Origin of the sequence: Actinoplanes sp. NPDC049548, from assembly GCF_040676695.1 — a bacterium.
Lineage (GTDB): Bacteria > Actinomycetota > Actinomycetes > Mycobacteriales > Micromonosporaceae > Actinoplanes.
This window is the reverse complement of the sequence record NZ_JBFAPM010000002.1, coordinates 263520-282197: the sequence shown is the minus strand read 5'-3', so window position 1 is coordinate 282197 and position 18678 is coordinate 263520. Positions and strand designations below refer to the sequence as shown.

The following is an 18678-nucleotide window of genomic DNA, read 5'->3' as shown; positions in this document are numbered from 1 at the left end:
GGCCGGACGGTGAACCGTACCCGTGACGATGATCTCGCCATGTGGGGCGGCGAGGCCCGCGCCGGCAAGGCCGGCGCGAGCCTCGCATCGTCGTGAGTGAGCGGTCAGTTACGGATGATGGTGAAGGTGGATGTCGTGTTCTCGATGTCCCGCCAGTTGTCGCTCAGGCGCAGGTTGGTGAAGGTCGCCGAGCCGACCGCCGGGCCCTGGCCCGACTCCGGCATCGGGTTGGCCCAGATGCCGAAGCCCGACTTGGCGTCGAACTCGTCACCGCTCTTGCGGGCGCCGCTGATCGAGACGTTGGTGAAGACCGTGTCCTTGATCGGGTTCTGCGGGCGTCCGGCGCTGTCGTAGTTGGTCTGGAACATGATGCCGGAGTACGTCGGGTCGACGATGTCGACGTTGCTCACCCGGATGCCCTGGAACACCTTGGAGGCGGAGAACACCCAGATCGCCGGGAACGTCTGCGCACCCCAGAAGTGGCCGCCGGCGCGGACGATCGAGATGTTGTCGAAGACCGTCGGCGGGTCGGCGCCGAAGCCGTTCATCGGGTAGCCGAAGTCCAGCGAGCTGATCGTGATGCCGGAGTAGACGAGCGTGTCGGCGATGTAGATGTTCTTGAAGGTGTTCGCGTACCCGCCGTAGACCGCGATGCCCGCGGCGCGCCAGGTGAGCGTGGTGGAGAGGTTCGAGTAGACGTTGTTGATCTCGTCGGCGCCGCCCGCGTCGATCGCCGAGAACAGCGCGAAGCTGTCGTCGCCGGTGGCCCGGGCGTCGTTGTTGTCGACCAGGTTGTCGGTGCTGCCGTTGGTCATGTTGACGCCGTCGGCGAACAGGTTGCGGATGCGCGAGTTCTTGATGACCATGCGGTCGGTGTTCGCGCCCCAGTAGAGGCAGACCGTGTGCTCGGCCCAGATGTTGTCGATCGTGATGTTCGCGACGTTGGCGAAGTCGAACACCTTGCCCGGCCCGTCCTGGCGGATCGTGTAGTTGCCGAAGAACGCGAAGTTCTTGAACGTCGAGCCGTTCGCCGAGCTGTCGGCCCGGAAGCCGGCATCCGTCTCGGACTGGTTCTGCGGGGTGAGGAACCGCGTGTACCAGGGACCGGCGCCGACGACCTGGATCGCCCGTCCGTACACCTGGAACTTGCTCGTGGTCTGGTAGTCGCCGGCCGGAAGGTAGACGCCGGCCTTGCCGCTGTCCATCCGGGCCGCGTCCAGCGCCGCCTGCACGGACTGCTGGTCGAAGCCGGTGGGGACCACGTATGTGGCGGGGTTGGGGTTGGCGACCGGCGCGACCTGCTCGGTGTTGATGAAGTCGATCGCGATGTTTCCGGGGTTGCCGGCGTCCTTCTGCAGCTTGATCACGGTGCCCGCCGGGAACGAGCCGGTGAGCATGGTGTTCGCCTCGTCGTAGATGTGCCGCGGCCCGGTGCCGGAGTTCTGCGGCGAGCTCTCGTTGCCGTAGAGCCACGCGTACCGGGACGTGAGCGGCAGCGTCTTGTTCAGCGAGCCGTTGACGTAGACGTTGATCGAGCTGGTGGTGCCGTCCGGGATGGAGAAGCGGGTGACCACGGTGTTCGTGGCGGCCCGGGTCGTCCACTGCACGTACGCCCCGGTGGTGTTCAGCGTGACCGCCTTGCGGCCGGACGCCTCGCCGGCGAGATCGCCGATCTTGCGGTTGGGGCCGACGACCTGCGCGCCGCCGCCGGTGGTGCCGTCCTCCGCCTCGTACATGTCGTAGGGCATGTTGGCGCCGCGGCCGACGAACATCGGCTTCTCGCTGGTGTTGTTGGCCCGCTTGACCGGCAGCTCGTTCGCGTCGTCGGCCAGGACGGTCCGGACGGTGTACTTGCCGTTGACCGCGGTCCAGGTGCCCACCGTGATCGCCGGCGACGAGGCGCCGGGCGCGAGGGTGCCGGTCCACGAGCCGGTCAGCGTCTTCACCGTCGCGCCGCTGTCGTTGAGGACGGTGACGGTGACGCCGTGGGCGCCGCCGGCGGAGGCGGTCGACCCCTGGTTGCGGATGGTGACGCTGAACGTGACCGTCTGGCCCGCCGACGGGTTCGACGGCGACCAGCTCACCACCGAGGCGACCAGGTCCGAGCTGGCGACCGGGGTGACGACCAGGTCGGTGGGGCTGGTGTACGCGTTGTTCGTCTCGTTCTGCTCGGTGACGGTGCCGCCCTCGTCCACCTTGGCGCTCAAGGGGTACGTGCCCGCCTCACGAGCGGCGGCCGTGGCGGTGACCGTGGCGGACGCCCCGGCGGCGAGCGCCCCGACGTTCGCGGTGCCGGCTTTGGCCGTACCGATGTAGAAGGTGACCGTCGTGGCCGGGCTGGCCGCGGTGCCGGCGTTGCGGACGGTCGCGGACAGGGTGATCTGGTCGGTCTCGACCGGAGCGGACGGCGAGAACGTCAGGCCGGTGATCGTCAGGTCCGGGTTGGGCGCCGGCTCGCCGATGACCTGGAACTCCGCGACCTGCCCGCTGGGCGCCCCGGTGTTCGCGGTGAAGCTCAGCCGCACGTCCGCCGCGGTGGCGCTGACCGGGATGGTCACCGTGTTGCCGGTGGCCGGGTCGAACGTGTACGTCGCCGGGCCCACCAGCGTGGTGAAGCCCGAGGCGCCCTGCTCACGGCCGAGGACCGAGAACGTCTGGGTGCGCGTACCCCATTCGGCCGCCGGGTTGAGCTTGACCACGACGGAGCTGGTGGTGGCGTTCGCACCGAGCGACACCGTGAGGTCCGCCGGGTACGCGCTGCCCTCCCAGTACGTCGCCGTGTTGTCGTCGTTGGCGTTCGTGGCGACGAAGGAGTAGATGGTCGACGAGGCGGTGATCGGCTTCCCGGCCGCCAGGTTCGTCCCGCCGGTGCCGGTGCCCGTACGTGTCACCGTGTTGCTCGGGGCGGACACGTTGCCGGCAGCGTCGCGCGCCTTGACGTAGTACGCGACGGTCGCGCTCGCCGGCTGGGAGTCGGTGTACGTGAGGACGTTCCCGGCCACCGTGGTCCTGAGGCTGTTGTTGGCGTAGACCTCGTAGCCGGTCACGCCGACGTTGTCGGTCGAGGCGTTCCAGGTCAGCCGGATCTGCCCGGCCTGCGGCTGCATGTACGCCAGCCCGCCCGGCGCGCTCGGTGCCTGCGTGTCCCCGGTGGTGGGGCCGTAGACCTCGAGCTCCGACACCTGCCCGGCGGGCCAGCCGGTGTTGCCGGTGATCCGCAGGCGCACGTACCGGGTGGTGGCCGCCCCGAAGTCGACGGTGACGGTGTTGCCGGTCGCCGGGTTGAAGGTGTAGTCCGCGCTCGCTTTGAGATCGGTGAAGGACGAGCCGGTGGTGCTGCCCTGGACCGACAACGTCTGGGTACGGGTCTGCCACGCGGTGGCGGGCGGCAGCTTGACGACGGCCTGGTTGACGGACAGGGACTGGCCGAGGTCGACCTGCAGCCACTGCGGGAAGGCGTTGTTGGCGCTCTCCCAGTACGTGCTGGCGTTGCCGTCGCCCGCGTTGCCCGCGGCGTACACGTCGGTGACGCTGCTGGCGGTGAAGGGCTTGCCGGCGGCGAGGTTGGGGCCCGCGGCGGCGGCGGGGGCGGTGGGGGAGAGGGCCTGGAGGACGGCGCTGGCGAGGACGGCGGCTGCTGTCGCCGCCATGACTCGTCGCAATCGGGGCATGGGGGGCGCCTTTCAGGTCAGGCGCAGCCAGACGGCGGTGTCCGGGGGGATGTGGTCACCGTCGAGAGGGCTGCTCGTGAGGAGGACGGATCGGTGGTCCGGCAGCGGGACGGCGGCCGGGGACAGGTTGAGGACGCAGGCGAAGGCCTCGCCCCGGCTGTACGCGAGCACGCCCGGCGAGCTCGGCAGCCAGTCCATGTGCGGTTCGTGCAGGCCCGGCTCCGCCCGGCGCAGGGCGATCGCCGACCGGTAGAGCTCGAGCATCGAGCTGGGGTCGCCGGTCTGGGCCTGGACCGTGCGGTCCTTCCACTCCCGCGGCTGGGGGAGCCACGGCTCGGCGGTGGAGAATCCGAACGGCGGTTCGTCGCCGCTCCACGGCAGCGGTACCCGGCAGCCGTCGCGGCTGTGACCGCGGCGGGCGTGCATGGGGTCCTGCATCCGGTCGACCGGGATGTTCTCGTTCTCCCAGAGGCCGAGCTCCTCGCCCTGGTAGACGTAGGTGGCGCCGGGCAGGGAGAGGGAGAGCAGGGCGGCGGCCCGGGCGCGGCGGGTGCCGAGCTCGAGGTCGACCGGGGTGCCGTCGAGGTTGTCGTCGAAGCTGAAGGTGGTGGTGGCCCGGCCGTACCGGGTGACGTGCCGGGTGACGTCGTGGTTGGACAGGACCCAGGTGGCGGGCGCGCCGACCGCGCGGTGGGCGTCGAGCGTACGGTCGATGCACTCGCGCAGCAGCCCGGCGTCCCAGGCGCAGCCGAGGAAGTCGAAGTTGAAGGCGGCGTGCAGCTCGTCGGCGCGCAGGTAGTTGGCGAAGCGGTCCGCCTCGGGCATCCACACCTCGCCGATCAGCGCGCGGTCCGGGTACGCGTCCGACACCCGCCGCCAGGCCCGGTAGACCTCGTGCACCTCGTCGAGGTCGTGGAACGGGTGCGGCCGCCCCTCGACCACGGGCGGCAGGGCGCGGTCCTTGAGCAGCAGCGCCGCCGAGTCGATGCGGATGCCGTCGACGCCACGGTCGAACCAGAACCGCAGGATGTCCTCGAACTCGGCCCGGACGGCCGGGTGGTCCCAGTTGAGGTCGGGCTGCTCGGGCGTGAACAGGTGCAGGTACCAGTCGCCCGGCGTGCCGTCGGGGTTCGTGGTGCGGGTCCAGGTGGTGCCGCCGAACTCGCCCACCCAGTCGGTGGGCATCTCGTCGCCGTGCTCGCCGCGCCCCGGGTGGAACCAGAACAGGTCGCGTTCCGGCGCCGCGGGATCGGCGAGGGCCTTCTTGAACCACGCGTGCTCGCTGGAGACGTGGTTGGGGACGATGTCGACGATCGTGCGGATGCCGCGCTCGTGCGCCTCCGCGATCAGGGCCTCCGCCTTGGCGAGGGTGCCGAAGACCGGGTCGATGTCGCGGAAGTCGGCGACGTCGTAGCCGGCATCGGCCATCGGCGACGGATACCAGGGGCTCATCCAGATCGCGTCCACGCCGAGGCCGGCCAGGTGGTCGAGGCGCGAGCGGATCCCGTCGAGGTCGCCGACGCCGTCGCCGTCGGAGTCGGCGAAGCTGCGCGGGTAGACCTGGTAGATGACGGCGTCGCGCCACCAGGAACTGGGCACAGTGACCTGCTTTCTGGAAGTTCAGCCCTTGATCGAGCCCGCGGAGAGCCCGCCGATGATGCTGCGCTGGAAGATCAGGAAGACGACGATCATGGGGAGGCTCGCGATGGCCAGCCCGGCCATGAACTCGGTCGGGGGCACCTGGCTGGTGTTGGAGAGCCGGGCGAGGGCCACGCTGAGCGTCTGCGACTCGGGGTTCTGCAGCACCAGCAGCGGCCAGAGGAAGTCCTTCCACATCGCGACGATGATGAAGATGGAGGTGACCCCGAGCACCGGTCGCGACAGCGGCAGGACGATCGACCACAGCTGGCGCAGCCGCCCGGCGCCGTCGATCGAGGCGGCGTCGAGCAGGTCGTCGGGGATCTGGTCGAAGAAGCGCTTGAGCACGTACACGTTGAAGGCGTTGGCGGCGGCCGGGAGCCACAGCGCCCACGGCGTGTTGAGCAGGTTGACGTGCAGCAGCGGCAGGTCGGCCACCGTCTTGTAGGCGGGCACCAGCAGCGCGGCGGCGGGCAGCATGAGGCTGGCGAGCATCGCGCCGAGCACGATCCGGCCGAACACCGGCTTCAGCTTGCTGAGGGCGTACGCGACCCCGACGTCGACCAGCAGCGAGATCAGCCAGCCGCCGACGGCGTACAGGACCGTGTTGGTGAAGTACTTGGCGATCCGCATGTTCGTCCACGCGGTCGCGTAGGTGTCCGGGTGCCAGGAGTGCGGGATGAAGGTGGGGGTGCTCTGGGCGTACTCGACCGGCGACTTCACCGCGCTGGTGACCATCCAGTACAGCGGGAAGAGGAAGACGAGCGTGAAGACCACCAGGGTGAGGCCCAGCACGGCGAAGTAGAGCCGGCGGTGCCGCTGCAGGTCGACGGCGGAGATGAGGGTACGGCTCGCCGTGCCGCCGGTGGAGGTCCGGCGCTTGCGTGCCACGGGTACGGGCGCAGGCGCGGGCGTACCGACCGGGGCCGAGGGCGGGGCGGTCAGGGTCATCGGGTTCTCCTCAGTCCCCGCTGCGGGTCAGGCGCAGGTACAGCGCCGAGAAGGCGCCGAGCACCACGAACAGCAGCACGCTCATCGCGGCGGCCAGCCCGAAGTCGTTGTTGACGGTGAACGCGTAGCGGTAGACCAGGACCATCACGGTGATCGTGTCCGGGTTCGAGGTGCCGGTCAGCGCGTACGGCTCGATGAAGACCTGCATGGTCGCGATGATCTGCAGCAGCAGCAGGACCAGCATGATGAACCGCAGCTGCGGGAAGGTGACGTGCCGCAGCCGCTGCCAGACGCTCGCGCCGTCCAGCTCGGCGGCTTCGTAGAGCTCGCCGGGGATGCCCTGCAGCGCGGCCAGGTACATCAGTGTGGCGCCGCCCAGGTTGGCCCAGGTGGAGACCAGCACCAGCGAGATCATCGCGGTGCCGGAGGACTGGGTCCACTGTGACTCCGGCAGGCCGACGCCGCGCAGCAGCGTGTTGAACAGGCCGTTGCCCGGGTCGTAGAAGTACTTCCAGAGCAGCACGGCCACGATCGGCGGCAGCATGACGGGCAGGTAGACCAGCACCCGGAAGTAGCCGCTGAAGTGGCGGAACTCGTTGAGCAGCACCGCGATGAAGAACGGCAGGGCGAAGCCGAAGACGAGCGCGAGCCCGGTGAACAGCAGGGTGTTCCTCCACGCCGTGTAGAACAGCGGGTCGTCGAAGAGCGCCCGGTAGTTGTCGAGGCCCACCCAGTACGGCGGGACGACGAAGTTGTCCTGCTGGAAGCTGAGGATCACGCCCTTGACGAGCGGGTACCACGAGAAGAAGGCGAAACAGGCCAGCCCCGCGGCCATGAACGCGTACGCCAGGAGGTTGTCGGAGACCTTGCGGCGCAGGCGGCCCGCGCGCGCATCGCGTGCGCGGGCCACCGGGGACAGGGCACTCACTTGACGCTTGCCAGGATCTGGTTGACCTGGGTCTCGGCGTTCGCCAGCAGCTCGTCGACGTTCGTGTTCCTGTCCGTGAGGACCTTCTGCATCGCTACGTCGAGCGTCGCGTAGATCTGCTGGGCGTTCGGCGGCTCCAGCTTGACCGGGATCGAGCCCATGGAGGCGACGAACGGCGCGTAGTTCTCCTGCGGGACGTTCGCGTACTTCTTGTCGGCCGCGGCCTGCGTCTGGGCCGCCGCGCCGGTGAAGATGGCCGGCTCGGGAAGGCCGACGGGCTGCTTGGTCTCACTCGACCACTTGTTCTCGGCCTCGTAGCGGTCGGCCGAGGTGAACCAGAACGTCAGCCACTTGAGCCCGGCCTGGATCTTCTCCGGGCTGAGCCCGGCCTTGAACATGTAGCCCTCGCCGCCGCCGAGCGTGCCCTTACCGTCCGGGATCGGGCCCAGGCCGTACGTCTCGTACTTGCCCTTGTACTGGTTGACGATCGTCGGGATGTTGTCGGCGGTGGCCAGATACATGCCCAGCTTGCCGGAGCCCATCTGCTGGAGCAGGTCGGCCCACTCGAGCAGCTGCTTCTGGCCCATCGAGCCGTCGGTCCAGCGCATGTCCTTCAGCTGCTGCAGGACCTGCCTGCCCTGCGGGCTGTTGAACGCCGCCTTCCAGGTGCCGCCCTGGTTGACCGCCACCTCGCCGCCCAGCGAGTAGAGCTCGGTGGTGAAGTGCCAGCCGCCGGTGTTGTTCTTGCTGTAGTCGCCGTAGCCCACCGTGCCGTCGCCCAGGCCCGCGATCTTCTTGGCGGCCGTGCGGACGTCGGCCCACGTCTTGGGCGGGCTGTTCGGGTCGAGCCCCGCCTTCTTGAACAGGTCGCGGTTGTAGAGCAGACCCATCGAGTAGTTCTTGTACGGCAGACCGTACGTGTTGCCCTTGTCGTCCTGGAACACCCGGAGCACCTCGGGCTTGATCTGCGAGGTGACCGGGAAGTCCTTGAGGTACTTGCTGATGTCCGAGACCTGGCGCTTGGCGATGAGGCTGGCCGGGTCGGTGAAGTAGACGTAGAAGACGTCCTCGAGCTGGCCGCCGGCGAGCTTCGCGGGGAAGGTCTGCGGGTCCATCTTGCCCTCGCGGGCGTCGATCTTGATGGTCGGGTTCGCCTTCTCGAACTCGGCGACGTTGGCGAGGAAGCGGTCGTGGGTGGCCTTCTCGGTGGCCGGGGGAAGCCCGTTGATGACGAGCGTGACCTTGCCGTCCTTCGATGTCGCGGAGTCGTCGTCCCCGCCGCACGCCGCGGCCGACATGGCGACCCCGGCGACGAGCAGCAGCCCGAGGGCACTGCGCAGCCTGGTTATGAACATGAGGGATACGCCCTTCTCGCAGTCTGTTTCGTGGCGATGACGATACAAAGACAAACGAGTTGCCGCAAGAACTCGACTGCGGACAGAAATTTTGCGACTCTTGTGGTGGCGGGCACAAAAAGAGGGCGGGCCCGCCTCGGGCCCGCCCTGAATCCGCTGGTCAGCCGCCCTAGGGGGCGGGTGCCGGCGCGGTCGATCCGCGTACCACCAGCTCCGGCTCGAAGAGCAGCTCGTCGGTGGTCGCCGCGGCACCCTCGATCTGGTTGACGAGGACGTCCACGGCGGCCTGGCCCATGAGCTCGATCGGCTGGCGCACCGTGGTCAGCGGCGGGTCGGTGCACGTCATCAGGGCGCTGTCGTCGAAACCCACCACCGAGATGTCGTTCGGCACATCCAGGTTCAGGCGGCGCGCGGCCCGGATCGACCCGAGGGCGATGACGTCGCTGGCGCAGATCAGTCCGGTGGCACCCCGCTGGATCAGCCGGGTGGCCGCCAGCCGGGCGCTCTCCATGGAGAAGTTCGTCCGCTCGATGAGCCACTCCGCGGGCGGCTCCGTCCACTTCGCCGCCTCCACGACGGCGGCCAGCTTGCGGCGCGACGGGACGTGGTCCTCGGGCCCCAGCACCATGCCGATGCGCTCGTGGCCGAGCGAGCGCAGATGCCCGTACGCCTGCTCGACGGCCACCGCGTCGTCGGTGGAGATGTGCGGGAAACCGAGACCGTCCACGCCGGCGTTCACCATCACCACGGGCATGCGGCGGTCGAGCAGCTGCTTGTAGTGCCCGTGCTCGGCGGCGGCCAGCGCGTACGACCCGCCGGCGAAGACGACGCCGGACACCTGGTGGTCCAGCAGCATCTCGATGTAGTCGCGCTCGGGCACGCCGCCGATCGTGCGGGCGCACAGGGCGGGCGTGAAGCCGCGCTGGGCCAGAGAGGCCGTCACCACCTCGGCGAGCGCGGGGAAGATCGGGTTCTGCAGCTCGGGGAGGACGAGCCCGACCAGGCGGCCACGCTCGCCGCGCAGCTTGGTCGGCCGTTCGTAGCCGAGGACGTCGAGGGCCGTGAGCACGGAGGCCCGGGTCGCCTCCGAGACGCCGCTGCGGCCGTTGAGCACCCGGCTGACGGTCGCCTCACTGACGCCGGCTTTCTTGGCCACCTCGGCCAGACGTTTGATCACGTCGGAATCCTACGTCGGCTTTCTGCAAAATCGGAACTGAGTCTTGCAGGATCGGACGGATTGCTGCCGTGCCTTGCGGATGCTGTGAGTTCTCCTCGCGAACGAGGCTGTTTCCATACGCTCGGGGTGTGCCGTCGAAGGGGGAGAACTGATGGTGGTCCGGAAAAGCTCGGCGGGTCAGGACGTGCCGCCCTTGTTGCGTTCCGCCCAGGGAGCGCTGGCCGCCCTGAACGCCGCCCCGGTCGTGCTGATCGTCGCCGACGACCAGGGCGAGGTCGTGTACCGGAACAAGGCCGGTGAGGACATCATCCGGCGTTCCATCGAGGAACACGGCGAGCAGTCGGTGGCCGCCTTGCGGGAGGGGGTCAAGCGCGTCCTGGCAACGGCGACCACCTTTCCGCTGACCACCTACATCCCGACGGAGGTCAAGGGCAGGACGTTGTACGGCTCCATGACCATCGACCGCTTCCCCGGCGGCTACATCTTCACGTGGGTGGACGACACCGAGAAGGTGGAGCGGAACGAGGTGGTCAACTCGCTGGTTACCGAGCTCACCCGGGCCAGCACCGAACTGGCTGAGGCCGGCGGGCAACTGGCCGAGGCGGCCGGGCAGAGCGCCGAGCGGGCCGACGCGATCTCCCGCAACTCCAGCGAGATGGCCGAGAGCATCCGCGAGATCGCCTCCCGGGTCACGAGCGCGACGTCCAGCACGGACACGGCGGTCGTGTCGGCCCGGGCGACGGCGAACAGCATGGAACAGCTGCAGGGCTCCAGCGAGGAGATCGGCAACGTCACCAAGCTCATCATCGCCGTGGCCGAGCAGACCAAGCTGCTCGCGCTCAACGCGCAGATCGAGTCGGCGCGGGCCGGTGAGGCCGGTAAGGGGTTCGCGGTCGTGGCCGGCGAGGTGAAGGAGCTGGCCGGGCGCAGCGCCGAGGCGACCCAGCAGATCATCGGACGCATCGACGCCATCCAGACCGAGAGCCTGCAGGCGGTGGACGGCATCTCCGGCATCGTCAAGCTGATCGAGAGCATCGCGGAGCAACAGACCATGATCGCCGCGGCGGTGGAGGAGCAGACCGCCACCAGCGCCGAGATGTCGGGCGGCATGCACGCCGTGGCCGAGTCCGCGACGGCGGCGGCCAAGGGTGCCGAGACGGTGCTCGCCGCGGCCGCGAGCCTCCGCGAGCAGGCCGACCGGCTGCGTCAACTCACCGCCTGACGGTCAAGCCGCGGCGACGCGGTTGCGGCCGCCCTCCTTCGCCAGGTACAGGCCGTGGTCGGCGCGGGCCACGAGGGTGTCCAGGGTGTCGTCGTCCGCGGCCAGCCCGGCCAGACCCACGCTGATGGTGACCGGGACCGGCCCGTCGCGGGTCGGCACGGGCTCCGCCGCGACCGCCTCCCGCATGCGCTCGGCCAGCTCCGCGCCGCCGGTGCCCGCCTCCGGCAGGATGATGAGGAACTCCTCGCCCCCGTAGCGGCCCAGGATGTCGGACGAGCGGATGACCGCGCCCAGCCGCGCCGCGACCTCCCGGATCACGTCGTCACCGCAGGCGTGCCCGTACCGGTCGTTGATGCCCTTGAAGTGATCGATGTCGACCATGACCGCGGTCAGCGGCCGCCCGCTGCGGCGGGCCACCCCGAACAGCGTCTCGCCCAGCTGGAAGGCGTGCCGGCGGTTGGCGACCCCGGTGAGGCCGTCGGTGGTCGCCAGCCGCTCCACCCGGCTGAACAGCTCGGCGTTGTCGTAGGCGCTCATGCCCTGACCGGCCAGGGTGGACACGACCTGGCGGTGGCCGTCGTCGAAGTGGTCGCCGCCCAGGAACAGCACCGCCACCAGCCCGTCGCGGCCGTGCAGCGGGACGGCGAGCCAGGCAGCAGGGTTTCCGAGCAGCTCGGCTACGACGCCGGGTGCCGTCGAAGCCCAGCCTCCCGAGACCAGGGCGGTCGTCACCAGCTCGGCCGCCTGCACGTCGGCGGCGAGATCCACCTCCTGCCCGTGGGAGGCGGTGTCCGGTCCCGTGGTCGCCACGACCGTGAACATGTCCGCGCCGGCGCGCAGCAGACAGCTACGGCCGGCCCCGGCCTGTTCGACCAGGGTGCCGGCCAGCCGGTGCAGCACTTCCTGAGGATCGAGGATCGCGCTCAGCTCGGCGAGGCTCGAGCGCAGTGTCTCGGCCAGCTCCTGCTGCCGGATGGCGACCTGGACGGCGAGTTCGAGCTGCGCGGCGCGGGCTGTCTGCAACGCCACCGCGACGTGGCTCGTCACCGTGGCCAGCACGTCGATGTCCTCGTCGGTGAAGACGCCGCGGGCGAGGCGGCTGTCCAGGTACACCACCCCGAGCAGGCGCCCCTTCAACTGCACCGGAGCCACCATGATGCTGCGCAACCCGTGCGCGACGACGCTGCGCGAACCCAGCGCCGCCCCCTCCTCGGTGCCGGTCAGGACGAGCGGCTCGCCGCTCTCCCGCACCCGGCGGAGCAGCGTGGACCCGTAGTCGCTCACCGCGTCCAGTTCCGCGCCCGTGGAATCGAGCCCGGCATAGAGGGCGAGACGATCGTCGTCACCGACGAGGAAGAACAGCGCGCGCTCGGCGCCGAAGATGCGCAACGTCTCGGCGAGCGTGACCCGGGCCAGCTCCTGCGGATCCAGCACGGTGGCGGCGGCGAGAGCCACCCGCTGCATCGCTTCGAGGTCACGGTCCCGGGCACGCTCGCGGGTGCGCTGTGAGGTGCCACCGGCCGCCGTGCCCGACTCCATCTCGCCGAACTCGGCACGGACCTGCTGTGCCCGGCGGTCCAGGCCGTAGAAGGCAGCGACCGAGTACGCCCAGCGGGCCTGGCGCTGAGCCTCTCCCGTCATCCCGAGCGCCCGCAGGGCGCGAGCCCGGATCCGGGACGCCTCGAGGATGGCCAGCGGGCTGTCGAGCGGTCGCGCCCGGTGTTCCATCCTGTCCGCCAGCTTCAGGGCGGCCACATGGTCGCCCGTGAGCTGGAACAGCGCCGCGCGGGTCAGCCCATGGCCGACCTTGAGCAGCGGAGTGCCGGCATTGCGGCGCAGATCCGCGATCGCCTCGCGGGCCACGGCGAGCCGCGAGGAGAGCTCGCCGGGTGGGGACAACCGGCACTGTGCGAGGCGTCCGTGCGCTCGGAACAGGAAGAAGTACTTGTGGATGGCCATCATCTCGGAGCGGCGCATCCCGATCGCCTCGAACTCCGCGACCGCCTCGTCGAACGGCGCACCGAACTCGCCCTGCTCCACGAGGGAGTGCAGCGTGGCGACCGCGACGTTCGCGCGCTGCTGGACCGTTCCGCCGCCGTCCGCGAACGCTGCCCGCATGGTCGCCAGCGCGGCCGCCGCCTCGCCGTTGTGGCCCTGCTGCGCCGGCACCATCACCCGGGCCATGCCGATGCTCGTGCCGTTGATCCGCCCGGCCGCCCCGGGCAGCATCGCCTCACAGCGCTGCAGGGCGGCCGCCGCCTCGTTCGGCCGCCCCCGCAACAGCAGGCGCATCACGACGGTTCCGAACCCGCCGAGAAGCTGGGCCGGGGCCAGCCAGCGCGCGTGCTCGTCCACCGCCTTCTCCCAGGCTCCGCCGTCATCGTGACCGCCGAAGAGCAGGCCTGTGCCGCGTACCCAGTCCACGAAGGCGACCAGGGCGGGATCCGCCAGTTCGCGCGCCGCGTGGGCCGCGCGGGTCCAGCACCGCTCAGCGGGACGGCGCAGTCCCACGAGCGCGGGAACGAGACCGAGAAGCGCGTACGCCCGTACGTAGTGCCGCCCGGCACCGAGTCGGTTGACCAGATACAGCGCCCGCATCACGTACACGGCGAGGTGCAGAATCCGCATGCCGACGGCCGAGCCGTATGCGCACGCCTCGAGCAGCGACGCGCGGACCAGGTACTCCTCCCGCTGGCGGCCGCGTACCGTCCCGAAACCGATGCCGGTCCGCCGGACGAGGGCCCCGGCCACCGCGGCGCCCACGGTGGACACCGCCAGTCGCAGCCGGCCCCGGGGCACCGCATGGCCGAGCTCGGACAGGGCCGTGGAGGCCGCCTCTACCGCACGATCGTCTTCGTACTCGATCGCGTGCACCTCGGCCATCGCGCTCCAGAGCTTCACCCGCCACCCCGGGTCGGTCTCCGTGCGCAGGGTCTCCTCGATGCGGTCGCGTGCCGCCTCCACCCGGCCCATCCGCAGGTACGCGGTGACGATCCCGTGCCGTACCTCCGGAGCCACCGGCAGGCCACCGGCGCGGGCCGTCTCCTCCGCACGCTCCAGGAACCGCAGGGCCTCGGCCGGGGAGCCGTCGGCGAGCGCCTTCTGCGCGGCCGCCACGAGGCTGCGGTACATCGCCGCCTCGTCGCCGGCGACGGCGCCCCGGAGGTAGTGCTCGGCGACCGCGTACGCGTGCTCGGCGTCGCGCGTGGCAGGATCCTGCTCTTCCAGCACCTGGGCGATGCGACGGTGCAGCCGGCGGACCCGGACCTCGTCGGCGGAGTCGAGCAGGGCCGTGCGGACGCCGGCGTGCGCGAAGCCGTACCGGCCGTCCTGGCGGACCTCGATCAGCCGCTGAGCGGTCGCGGCCTCGATGGCCGCCGCCACGTCACCGGGCTTCTCCGCGGCGGCCGCGACGACGTCCGCCCGGAACCGGCTGCCCATGCAAGCGGCCACGACCAGGACCTCCACCGTCGCCGCCGGCAGATCGGCGAGCCGCGACGCCAGCAGGTCCCGGCCGGCTGCCGGCAGCGTGTCGAGCCGGGAGTCGTCGAGCCGCCAGGTTCCCCAGTACGGCGAGAGCACCGCCTTGTCGACGAGCAGACGCAGATACTCGACCACGGCCAGCGGCAGGCCGCCGGTCCGGGCCAGGACGTGCGCGGTGAGCGCCGGGTTGACCGCCGCGCCCGGCAGCCGGGAGCTGATCAGTTCAGCGGTGGCTCCTTGGCCGAGGGCTCCGGCCACCACCTCCGTGTCGAGGGCGGCGCCGTACGCGGCACGCAGGGGAGCGGCGGAAGCGCCCTCCGCGGCGGTCAGGACCACCAGCATGGGCGCGTTCGGAAGCAGGTCGGCGAGCCGGGCCAGGACCTGCCCGGACCGCTCGTCCAGGTCATGGGCATCGTCCAGCACCAGCAGAGCACCGTCGTCGCCTCGGGCCAGCTCCGCGAGGAAGACCGCCACGATCTCGGCGAACTGGTCGTTGCCCGCGGGCGCGGCCGGATCGGGGACATCCGCGAGCAGCGCCGCCAGCCGGGCGGAAAGTGCTTTCAGCAGGCCCGGACCGGCCGTCATGGCCGCGTCCCGGACCCGCCGCCGAGCGGGATCTCCGGGCGGCAGTTTCCCGAGATAGGTCTCCACCGCCTCCCGCACCGCCGCCAGCGGTCCGCCGTCGCGGGAACAGCGAGCGCTGAGCACCACACCGTCCACCGCGTCCGCCAGCGCTCGCGCGAGGTGGCTCTTGCCTCCTCCCGCCGGTCCGCGGACCAAGGCCATCCCGCCCCGTCCGGCCCGTGCCGACTGCCACCGTGTACGCAGCTGGTCCATCTCGGCCTGGCGTCCGCACAGAGGCCGGCGGTGGGAGGCGGGAACCGGTGCCGCGGGATCGCTGCCGCCAACCCGCGCCAGGTCGGCGAGCAGCTCCGGCGCGCTGCGGTATCGGTCGTCGGGATCCTTGGCGAGGAGCCGCCCGATGACGGCGCCCACTTCGGAGCCGGCGTCCGGGCGTATTTCGCACACGTCCGGAACGGCCTGCACCGCGTGCATGCGGAGCAGCTCCCCGACGTCGTCCGCGAGAAACGGCGGCCGGCCGGCCAGGCACTCGAAGAGCACCACGCCGAGGGAGTACAGGTCGGAGCGGTGGTCCACCGGGCGCTTGAGCATCCCGGTCTGCTCCGGGGACGCGTACACGAAGGTACCCATGGCGGTGTCCGCGTCGGAGGGCTGGCTCGCAAGCCCCGCGAGCCCGAAGTCGATCAGTTTCGCCGGTCCCGTCGGCGGGACCATGACGTTCTGCGGTTTCAGGTCCCGGTGCACCACCCCGCCCTCGTGCGCCGCGGCGAGCGCGTCGGCCAGCTCCAGGGCCAACCGCACCACCCGGTCCACCGGGAGCGGACCGTGGGCCAGGAGATCCGCCAGCGAATCGCCCGGGACCAGTTCGGTCACGAGCGCGGGACGGCCCTCGTGCAGCCCCGACGCGTACGTGCGCAGAATCCCCGGGTGATCGAGGCTGGCCAGCAATGCCGCCTCCCGGCGCAGGTCGAGGACCGCGTCGGGGGCGTCCGCCGCCGCGCCGCGCAGCACCTTGACGGCGTACCGATCCGCTCCGCGGCGCGCCCGGAACACGCTGGTCTGTGCACCGCGCCCGAGTTCCTTCTCCAGTACCAGGTCGCTGAGATCGGCCACCGCCACGCGCCCCACCATCCCGTCACCACGTCCGATGATCAGATCGGCCGGTGCACGGCCAGGCTGAGAACAAGCCCGGGCCGGCCGCGATTGCCCTTGCCGCTGCCCGATTAGGCGGAAACGCCCGCGAACGCCCTCCCCGAGGTGCGATGTTGGTAACCGCGACGAGTGATGGGCGGATGCGATGAGTGAGTGGCAGACCGGGACCGAAGAGTGGTCCCCGGAAGCTTCGCAGGTGGACGCCGGCCAGTACACGACGGACGTGCGCGACTCGGTGCACCGGCTCGCGGACGTCAGCAGTGACATGGCCACGGCGACCCGATCGGCGGTGCGTGCGGCGGAGACCGCCGTCGCCGTGATCCAGCGGCTGGACGCGAGCAGCACCGAGATCGGCAAGGTCGTTCAGCTCATCGCCACGATCGCCAAGCAGACCAACCTCCTGGCCCTGAACGCCACCATCGAGGCGGCGCGGGCGGGGGAGGCGGGCCGGGGCTTCGCGGTGGTGGCGAGCGAGGTCAAGGACCTGGCCAACGAGACGGCGACCGCGACCAACGAGATCGGCGGGCAGGTGGGCGGGATCCGCGCCGACACCCAGAACGCGGTCTCGGCGATCGAGGAGATGCAGTCCCTCATCGAGGAGCTGGACCGCTGCCAGAAGGTGATCTCCGGCATCGTGGCGGAGCAGCAGGCCGGCTGACGCCGGCCTGCCGCCCCGCCGGGGTCAGGCCGCCGCGTCCAGGCGGGCACGCAGGTCGTCGTCGAGCGTCAGGTCGCGGGCGTCCATCGCCTCGTCCAGGCGCTCGACCGTGGTCGCGCCCAGGATCGGGGCGACCGGGGGGTCACCGCCGAGGAGCCACGCCAGGACGATCTGGTTGCGGGTCGCGCCGGTCTCGGCGGCCACTGCGTCGAGGGCGGCGAGGCGGCGGGTGGTACCCGGGTGGTCGTACGCCTCCTCCAGCCGGTCGGCGCGCGCGTACGCCCCGTTCATCAGCGCGGTGTACGCCCACAGCTCCAGGCCGTCGTTGCCGCGTACGAAATCCAGGGTCTCCTCGGTGACGAGCCGGTGCGCCGTGGACTGCAGGGCCGCGCCAGGCCGGGGCCGTAGGTACGAGTGCCGCAGCTGCAGGGCGGTCCAGCCGGCCACGCCCAGCCGGGCGGCGACGGCCCGTGCCCGCTCGACCCGCCACACCGCGTGGTTCGACGCGCCGAGCCGGGCGACCGTGCCCTGCGCGACCAGCTCGCCGAACGCGCCGACGGTCTCCTCCAACGGCACCGACCGGTCCTCGATGTGCGCCCAGTACAGGTCGATGCGGTCGACGCCGAGACGCTTGCGGCTGCCGTCGGCGGCGCGCCGGACCACGCGCGCCGACAGTCCCTCGGCGGAGGCCAGGCCCAGTGCCGCGTCGGTCGGCTCAGCACCCACCTTGGTGCTGATCCGCATCCGGTCGCGCAGCGCGGACCGGGCGGCCAGCCAGCGGCCGACCACCTCCTCGCTCTGCCCGCCGAAGCCGCTCGGATGGGTCCAGAACATGTAGTTGTTGGCGGTGTCGATCCACCGCCCGCCACGCTCGGCGAACCGGTCCAGCAGGGCGAACGACTCCCGCTCGCCGATCCCGTTCCCGAACAGCATGGCACCCAGGACGATCTCGCTCATGCCGGCGACGGTGCCACCTGGAGCGCGCTCCAGATCAAGGGCAGAATCGAAGGATGCCGACCTACACGCCGGGCGAGACCGCCGAGAAGACCGGCTTCAGCCTGGACACCCTGCGCTACTACGAACGGATCGGCCTGCTCGCCGGCATCGCGCGGACCGCGGGCGGGCAGCGGGTCTTCGACGACGACGACGTCGCGTGGCTGGGCATCCTGCGCTGCCTGCGGGACACCGGCATGCCGATCGCCCAGATGCGCCGCTACGCCGACCTGAGCCGCGACGCGTCGACCGTCACCGAGCGGCGGGAGCTGCTCGAGGACCACGACGCCGACATCAGCCGCCGGATCGACGAGCTGATCCTGCAGCGTGCGCACATCCGGGAGAAGATCCGCTACTACCGGTCGGTGGAGGTGCCGGTTGGGGAAGAATAGGCGGATGGCCCGACGTGCTCAGCGCCGCCGACCGGCGCCCGCGCCCTTCGACGAGACCTCCGCCTGTCCCTGCGGGCTGGGTCAGCCGTACGGCGAGTGCTGCGGCCCCGCCCACCGCGGCCACGCACCCGCGACCGCCGAGGCGCTGATGCGTTCGCGGTACGCCGCGTTCGCGCTGGACGACGCCGAGTACGTGCTGCACTCCTGGCATCCCGACACCCGTCCCGAGTCCGTCGAGGCTGACGACACCCTGCGCTGGACCGGCCTCGACGTGCTGGAGGCGACCGGGGGTGGCCTGTTCGACGCCGAGGGTGTCGTGGAGTTCCGGGCCCACTACCGCGACGGCGGCCGGCCCGGGGACATGCGCGAGCGCAGCCGGTTCGTGCGGCACGACGGTCAGTGGGTGTACTGGGGGCCGCTCCTTACCGGCGGGACCCTCGCCAACAGCTGACCTCGTGTGATCTGCTGCAGGGATC

The 18678-nt window shown here is 70.9% G+C and carries 12 protein-coding genes; 4 read left to right on the top strand and 8 right to left on the bottom strand.

Features of this window, described 5'->3' with window-relative positions:
* Window positions 1–104: 104 nt before the first annotated feature.
* The 6 genes from AB0J80_RS05420 to AB0J80_RS05395 form a co-directional block, all read right to left on the bottom strand.
* Window positions 105–3671, bottom strand: a complete 3567-nt coding sequence (locus tag AB0J80_RS05420) for a CARDB domain-containing protein (RefSeq protein ID WP_364700676.1) — start codon at window positions 3669–3671, stop codon at window positions 105–107.
* Window positions 3672–3683: 12 nt separating this feature from the next.
* Window positions 3684–5270, bottom strand: coding sequence for a glycoside hydrolase family 13 protein (locus AB0J80_RS05415; RefSeq protein WP_364700674.1), 1587 nt, complete (start codon window positions 5268–5270; stop codon window positions 3684–3686).
* Window positions 5271–5291: 21 nt separating this feature from the next.
* Window positions 5292–6260 (bottom strand): carbohydrate ABC transporter permease, encoded by a 969-nt coding sequence (locus tag AB0J80_RS05410; RefSeq protein ID WP_364700672.1) that lies wholly within the window; start codon window positions 6258–6260, stop codon window positions 5292–5294.
* A 10-nt stretch (window positions 6261–6270) separates the two neighbouring features.
* Entirely contained in the window at window positions 6271–7170 is a 900-nt protein-coding gene (locus AB0J80_RS05405; protein ID WP_364700670.1) for a sugar ABC transporter permease, read from the bottom strand.
* A 14-nt stretch (window positions 7171–7184) separates the two neighbouring features.
* Entirely contained in the window at window positions 7185–8543 is a 1359-nt protein-coding gene (locus AB0J80_RS05400) for an extracellular solute-binding protein (protein WP_364700668.1), read from the bottom strand.
* A gap of 169 nt (window positions 8544–8712) precedes the next feature.
* On the bottom strand, window positions 8713–9720 hold the full coding sequence (locus AB0J80_RS05395) for a LacI family DNA-binding transcriptional regulator (protein WP_364700666.1): 1008 nt from the start codon (window positions 9718–9720) through the stop codon (window positions 8713–8715).
* Between the two features lie 151 nt (window positions 9721–9871).
* On the opposite strand from AB0J80_RS05395, the gene AB0J80_RS05390 reads away from it, so the two are divergent.
* On the top strand, window positions 9872–10942 hold the full coding sequence (locus AB0J80_RS05390; protein ID WP_364700664.1) for a methyl-accepting chemotaxis protein: 1071 nt from the start codon (window positions 9872–9874) through the stop codon (window positions 10940–10942).
* A gap of 3 nt (window positions 10943–10945) precedes the next feature.
* Here the strand turns inward: AB0J80_RS05390 and AB0J80_RS05385 are convergent, their stop codons facing one another.
* Window positions 10946–16126, bottom strand: a complete 5181-nt coding sequence (locus AB0J80_RS05385) for a diguanylate cyclase (protein ID WP_364700662.1) — start codon at window positions 16124–16126, stop codon at window positions 10946–10948.
* 178 nt (window positions 16127–16304) lie between these two features.
* Here AB0J80_RS05385 and AB0J80_RS05380 point away from each other — a divergent pair, with 178 nt between their 5' ends.
* Window positions 16305–16817: a methyl-accepting chemotaxis protein gene (locus AB0J80_RS05380; protein ID WP_364700660.1), complete on the top strand. Its 513-nt coding sequence runs from the start codon at window positions 16305–16307 to the stop codon at window positions 16815–16817.
* A 24-nt stretch (window positions 16818–16841) separates the two neighbouring features.
* On the opposite strand, the gene AB0J80_RS05375 is transcribed toward AB0J80_RS05380, so the two are convergent.
* On the bottom strand, window positions 16842–17774 hold the full coding sequence (locus tag AB0J80_RS05375) for an aldo/keto reductase (RefSeq protein WP_364700658.1): 933 nt from the start codon (window positions 17772–17774) through the stop codon (window positions 16842–16844).
* Window positions 17775–17827: 53 nt separating this feature from the next.
* Between AB0J80_RS05375 and AB0J80_RS05370 the strand changes: the two genes are divergently transcribed.
* Entirely contained in the window at window positions 17828–18202 is a 375-nt protein-coding gene (locus AB0J80_RS05370; RefSeq protein WP_364700656.1) for a MerR family transcriptional regulator, read from the top strand.
* Between the two features lie 4 nt (window positions 18203–18206).
* A complete protein-coding gene (locus AB0J80_RS05365) occupies window positions 18207–18653 on the top strand; it encodes a YchJ family protein (RefSeq protein ID WP_364700654.1) in 447 nt (148 codons plus the stop codon).
* The last annotated feature ends 25 nt before the right edge of the window (window positions 18654–18678 follow it).

Coding starts and splice junctions, on each gene's coding strand:
- AB0J80_RS05365 (WP_364700654.1), top strand. CDS start 18,207: ATGGCCCGACGTGCTCAGCGCCGCCGACCGGCGCCCGCGCCCTTCGAC.
- AB0J80_RS05375 (WP_364700658.1), bottom strand. CDS start 17,774: ATGAGCGAGATCGTCCTGGGTGCCATGCTGTTCGGGAACGGGATCGGC.
- AB0J80_RS05410 (WP_364700672.1), bottom strand. CDS start 6,260: ATGACCCTGACCGCCCCGCCCTCGGCCCCGGTCGGTACGCCCGCGCCT.
- AB0J80_RS05370 (WP_364700656.1), top strand. CDS start 17,828: ATGCCGACCTACACGCCGGGCGAGACCGCCGAGAAGACCGGCTTCAGC.
- AB0J80_RS05420 (WP_364700676.1), bottom strand. CDS start 3,671: ATGCCCCGATTGCGACGAGTCATGGCGGCGACAGCAGCCGCCGTCCTC.
- AB0J80_RS05380 (WP_364700660.1), top strand. CDS start 16,305: ATGAGTGAGTGGCAGACCGGGACCGAAGAGTGGTCCCCGGAAGCTTCG.
- AB0J80_RS05400 (WP_364700668.1), bottom strand. CDS start 8,543: ATGTTCATAACCAGGCTGCGCAGTGCCCTCGGGCTGCTGCTCGTCGCC.
- AB0J80_RS05390 (WP_364700664.1), top strand. CDS start 9,872: ATGGTGGTCCGGAAAAGCTCGGCGGGTCAGGACGTGCCGCCCTTGTTG.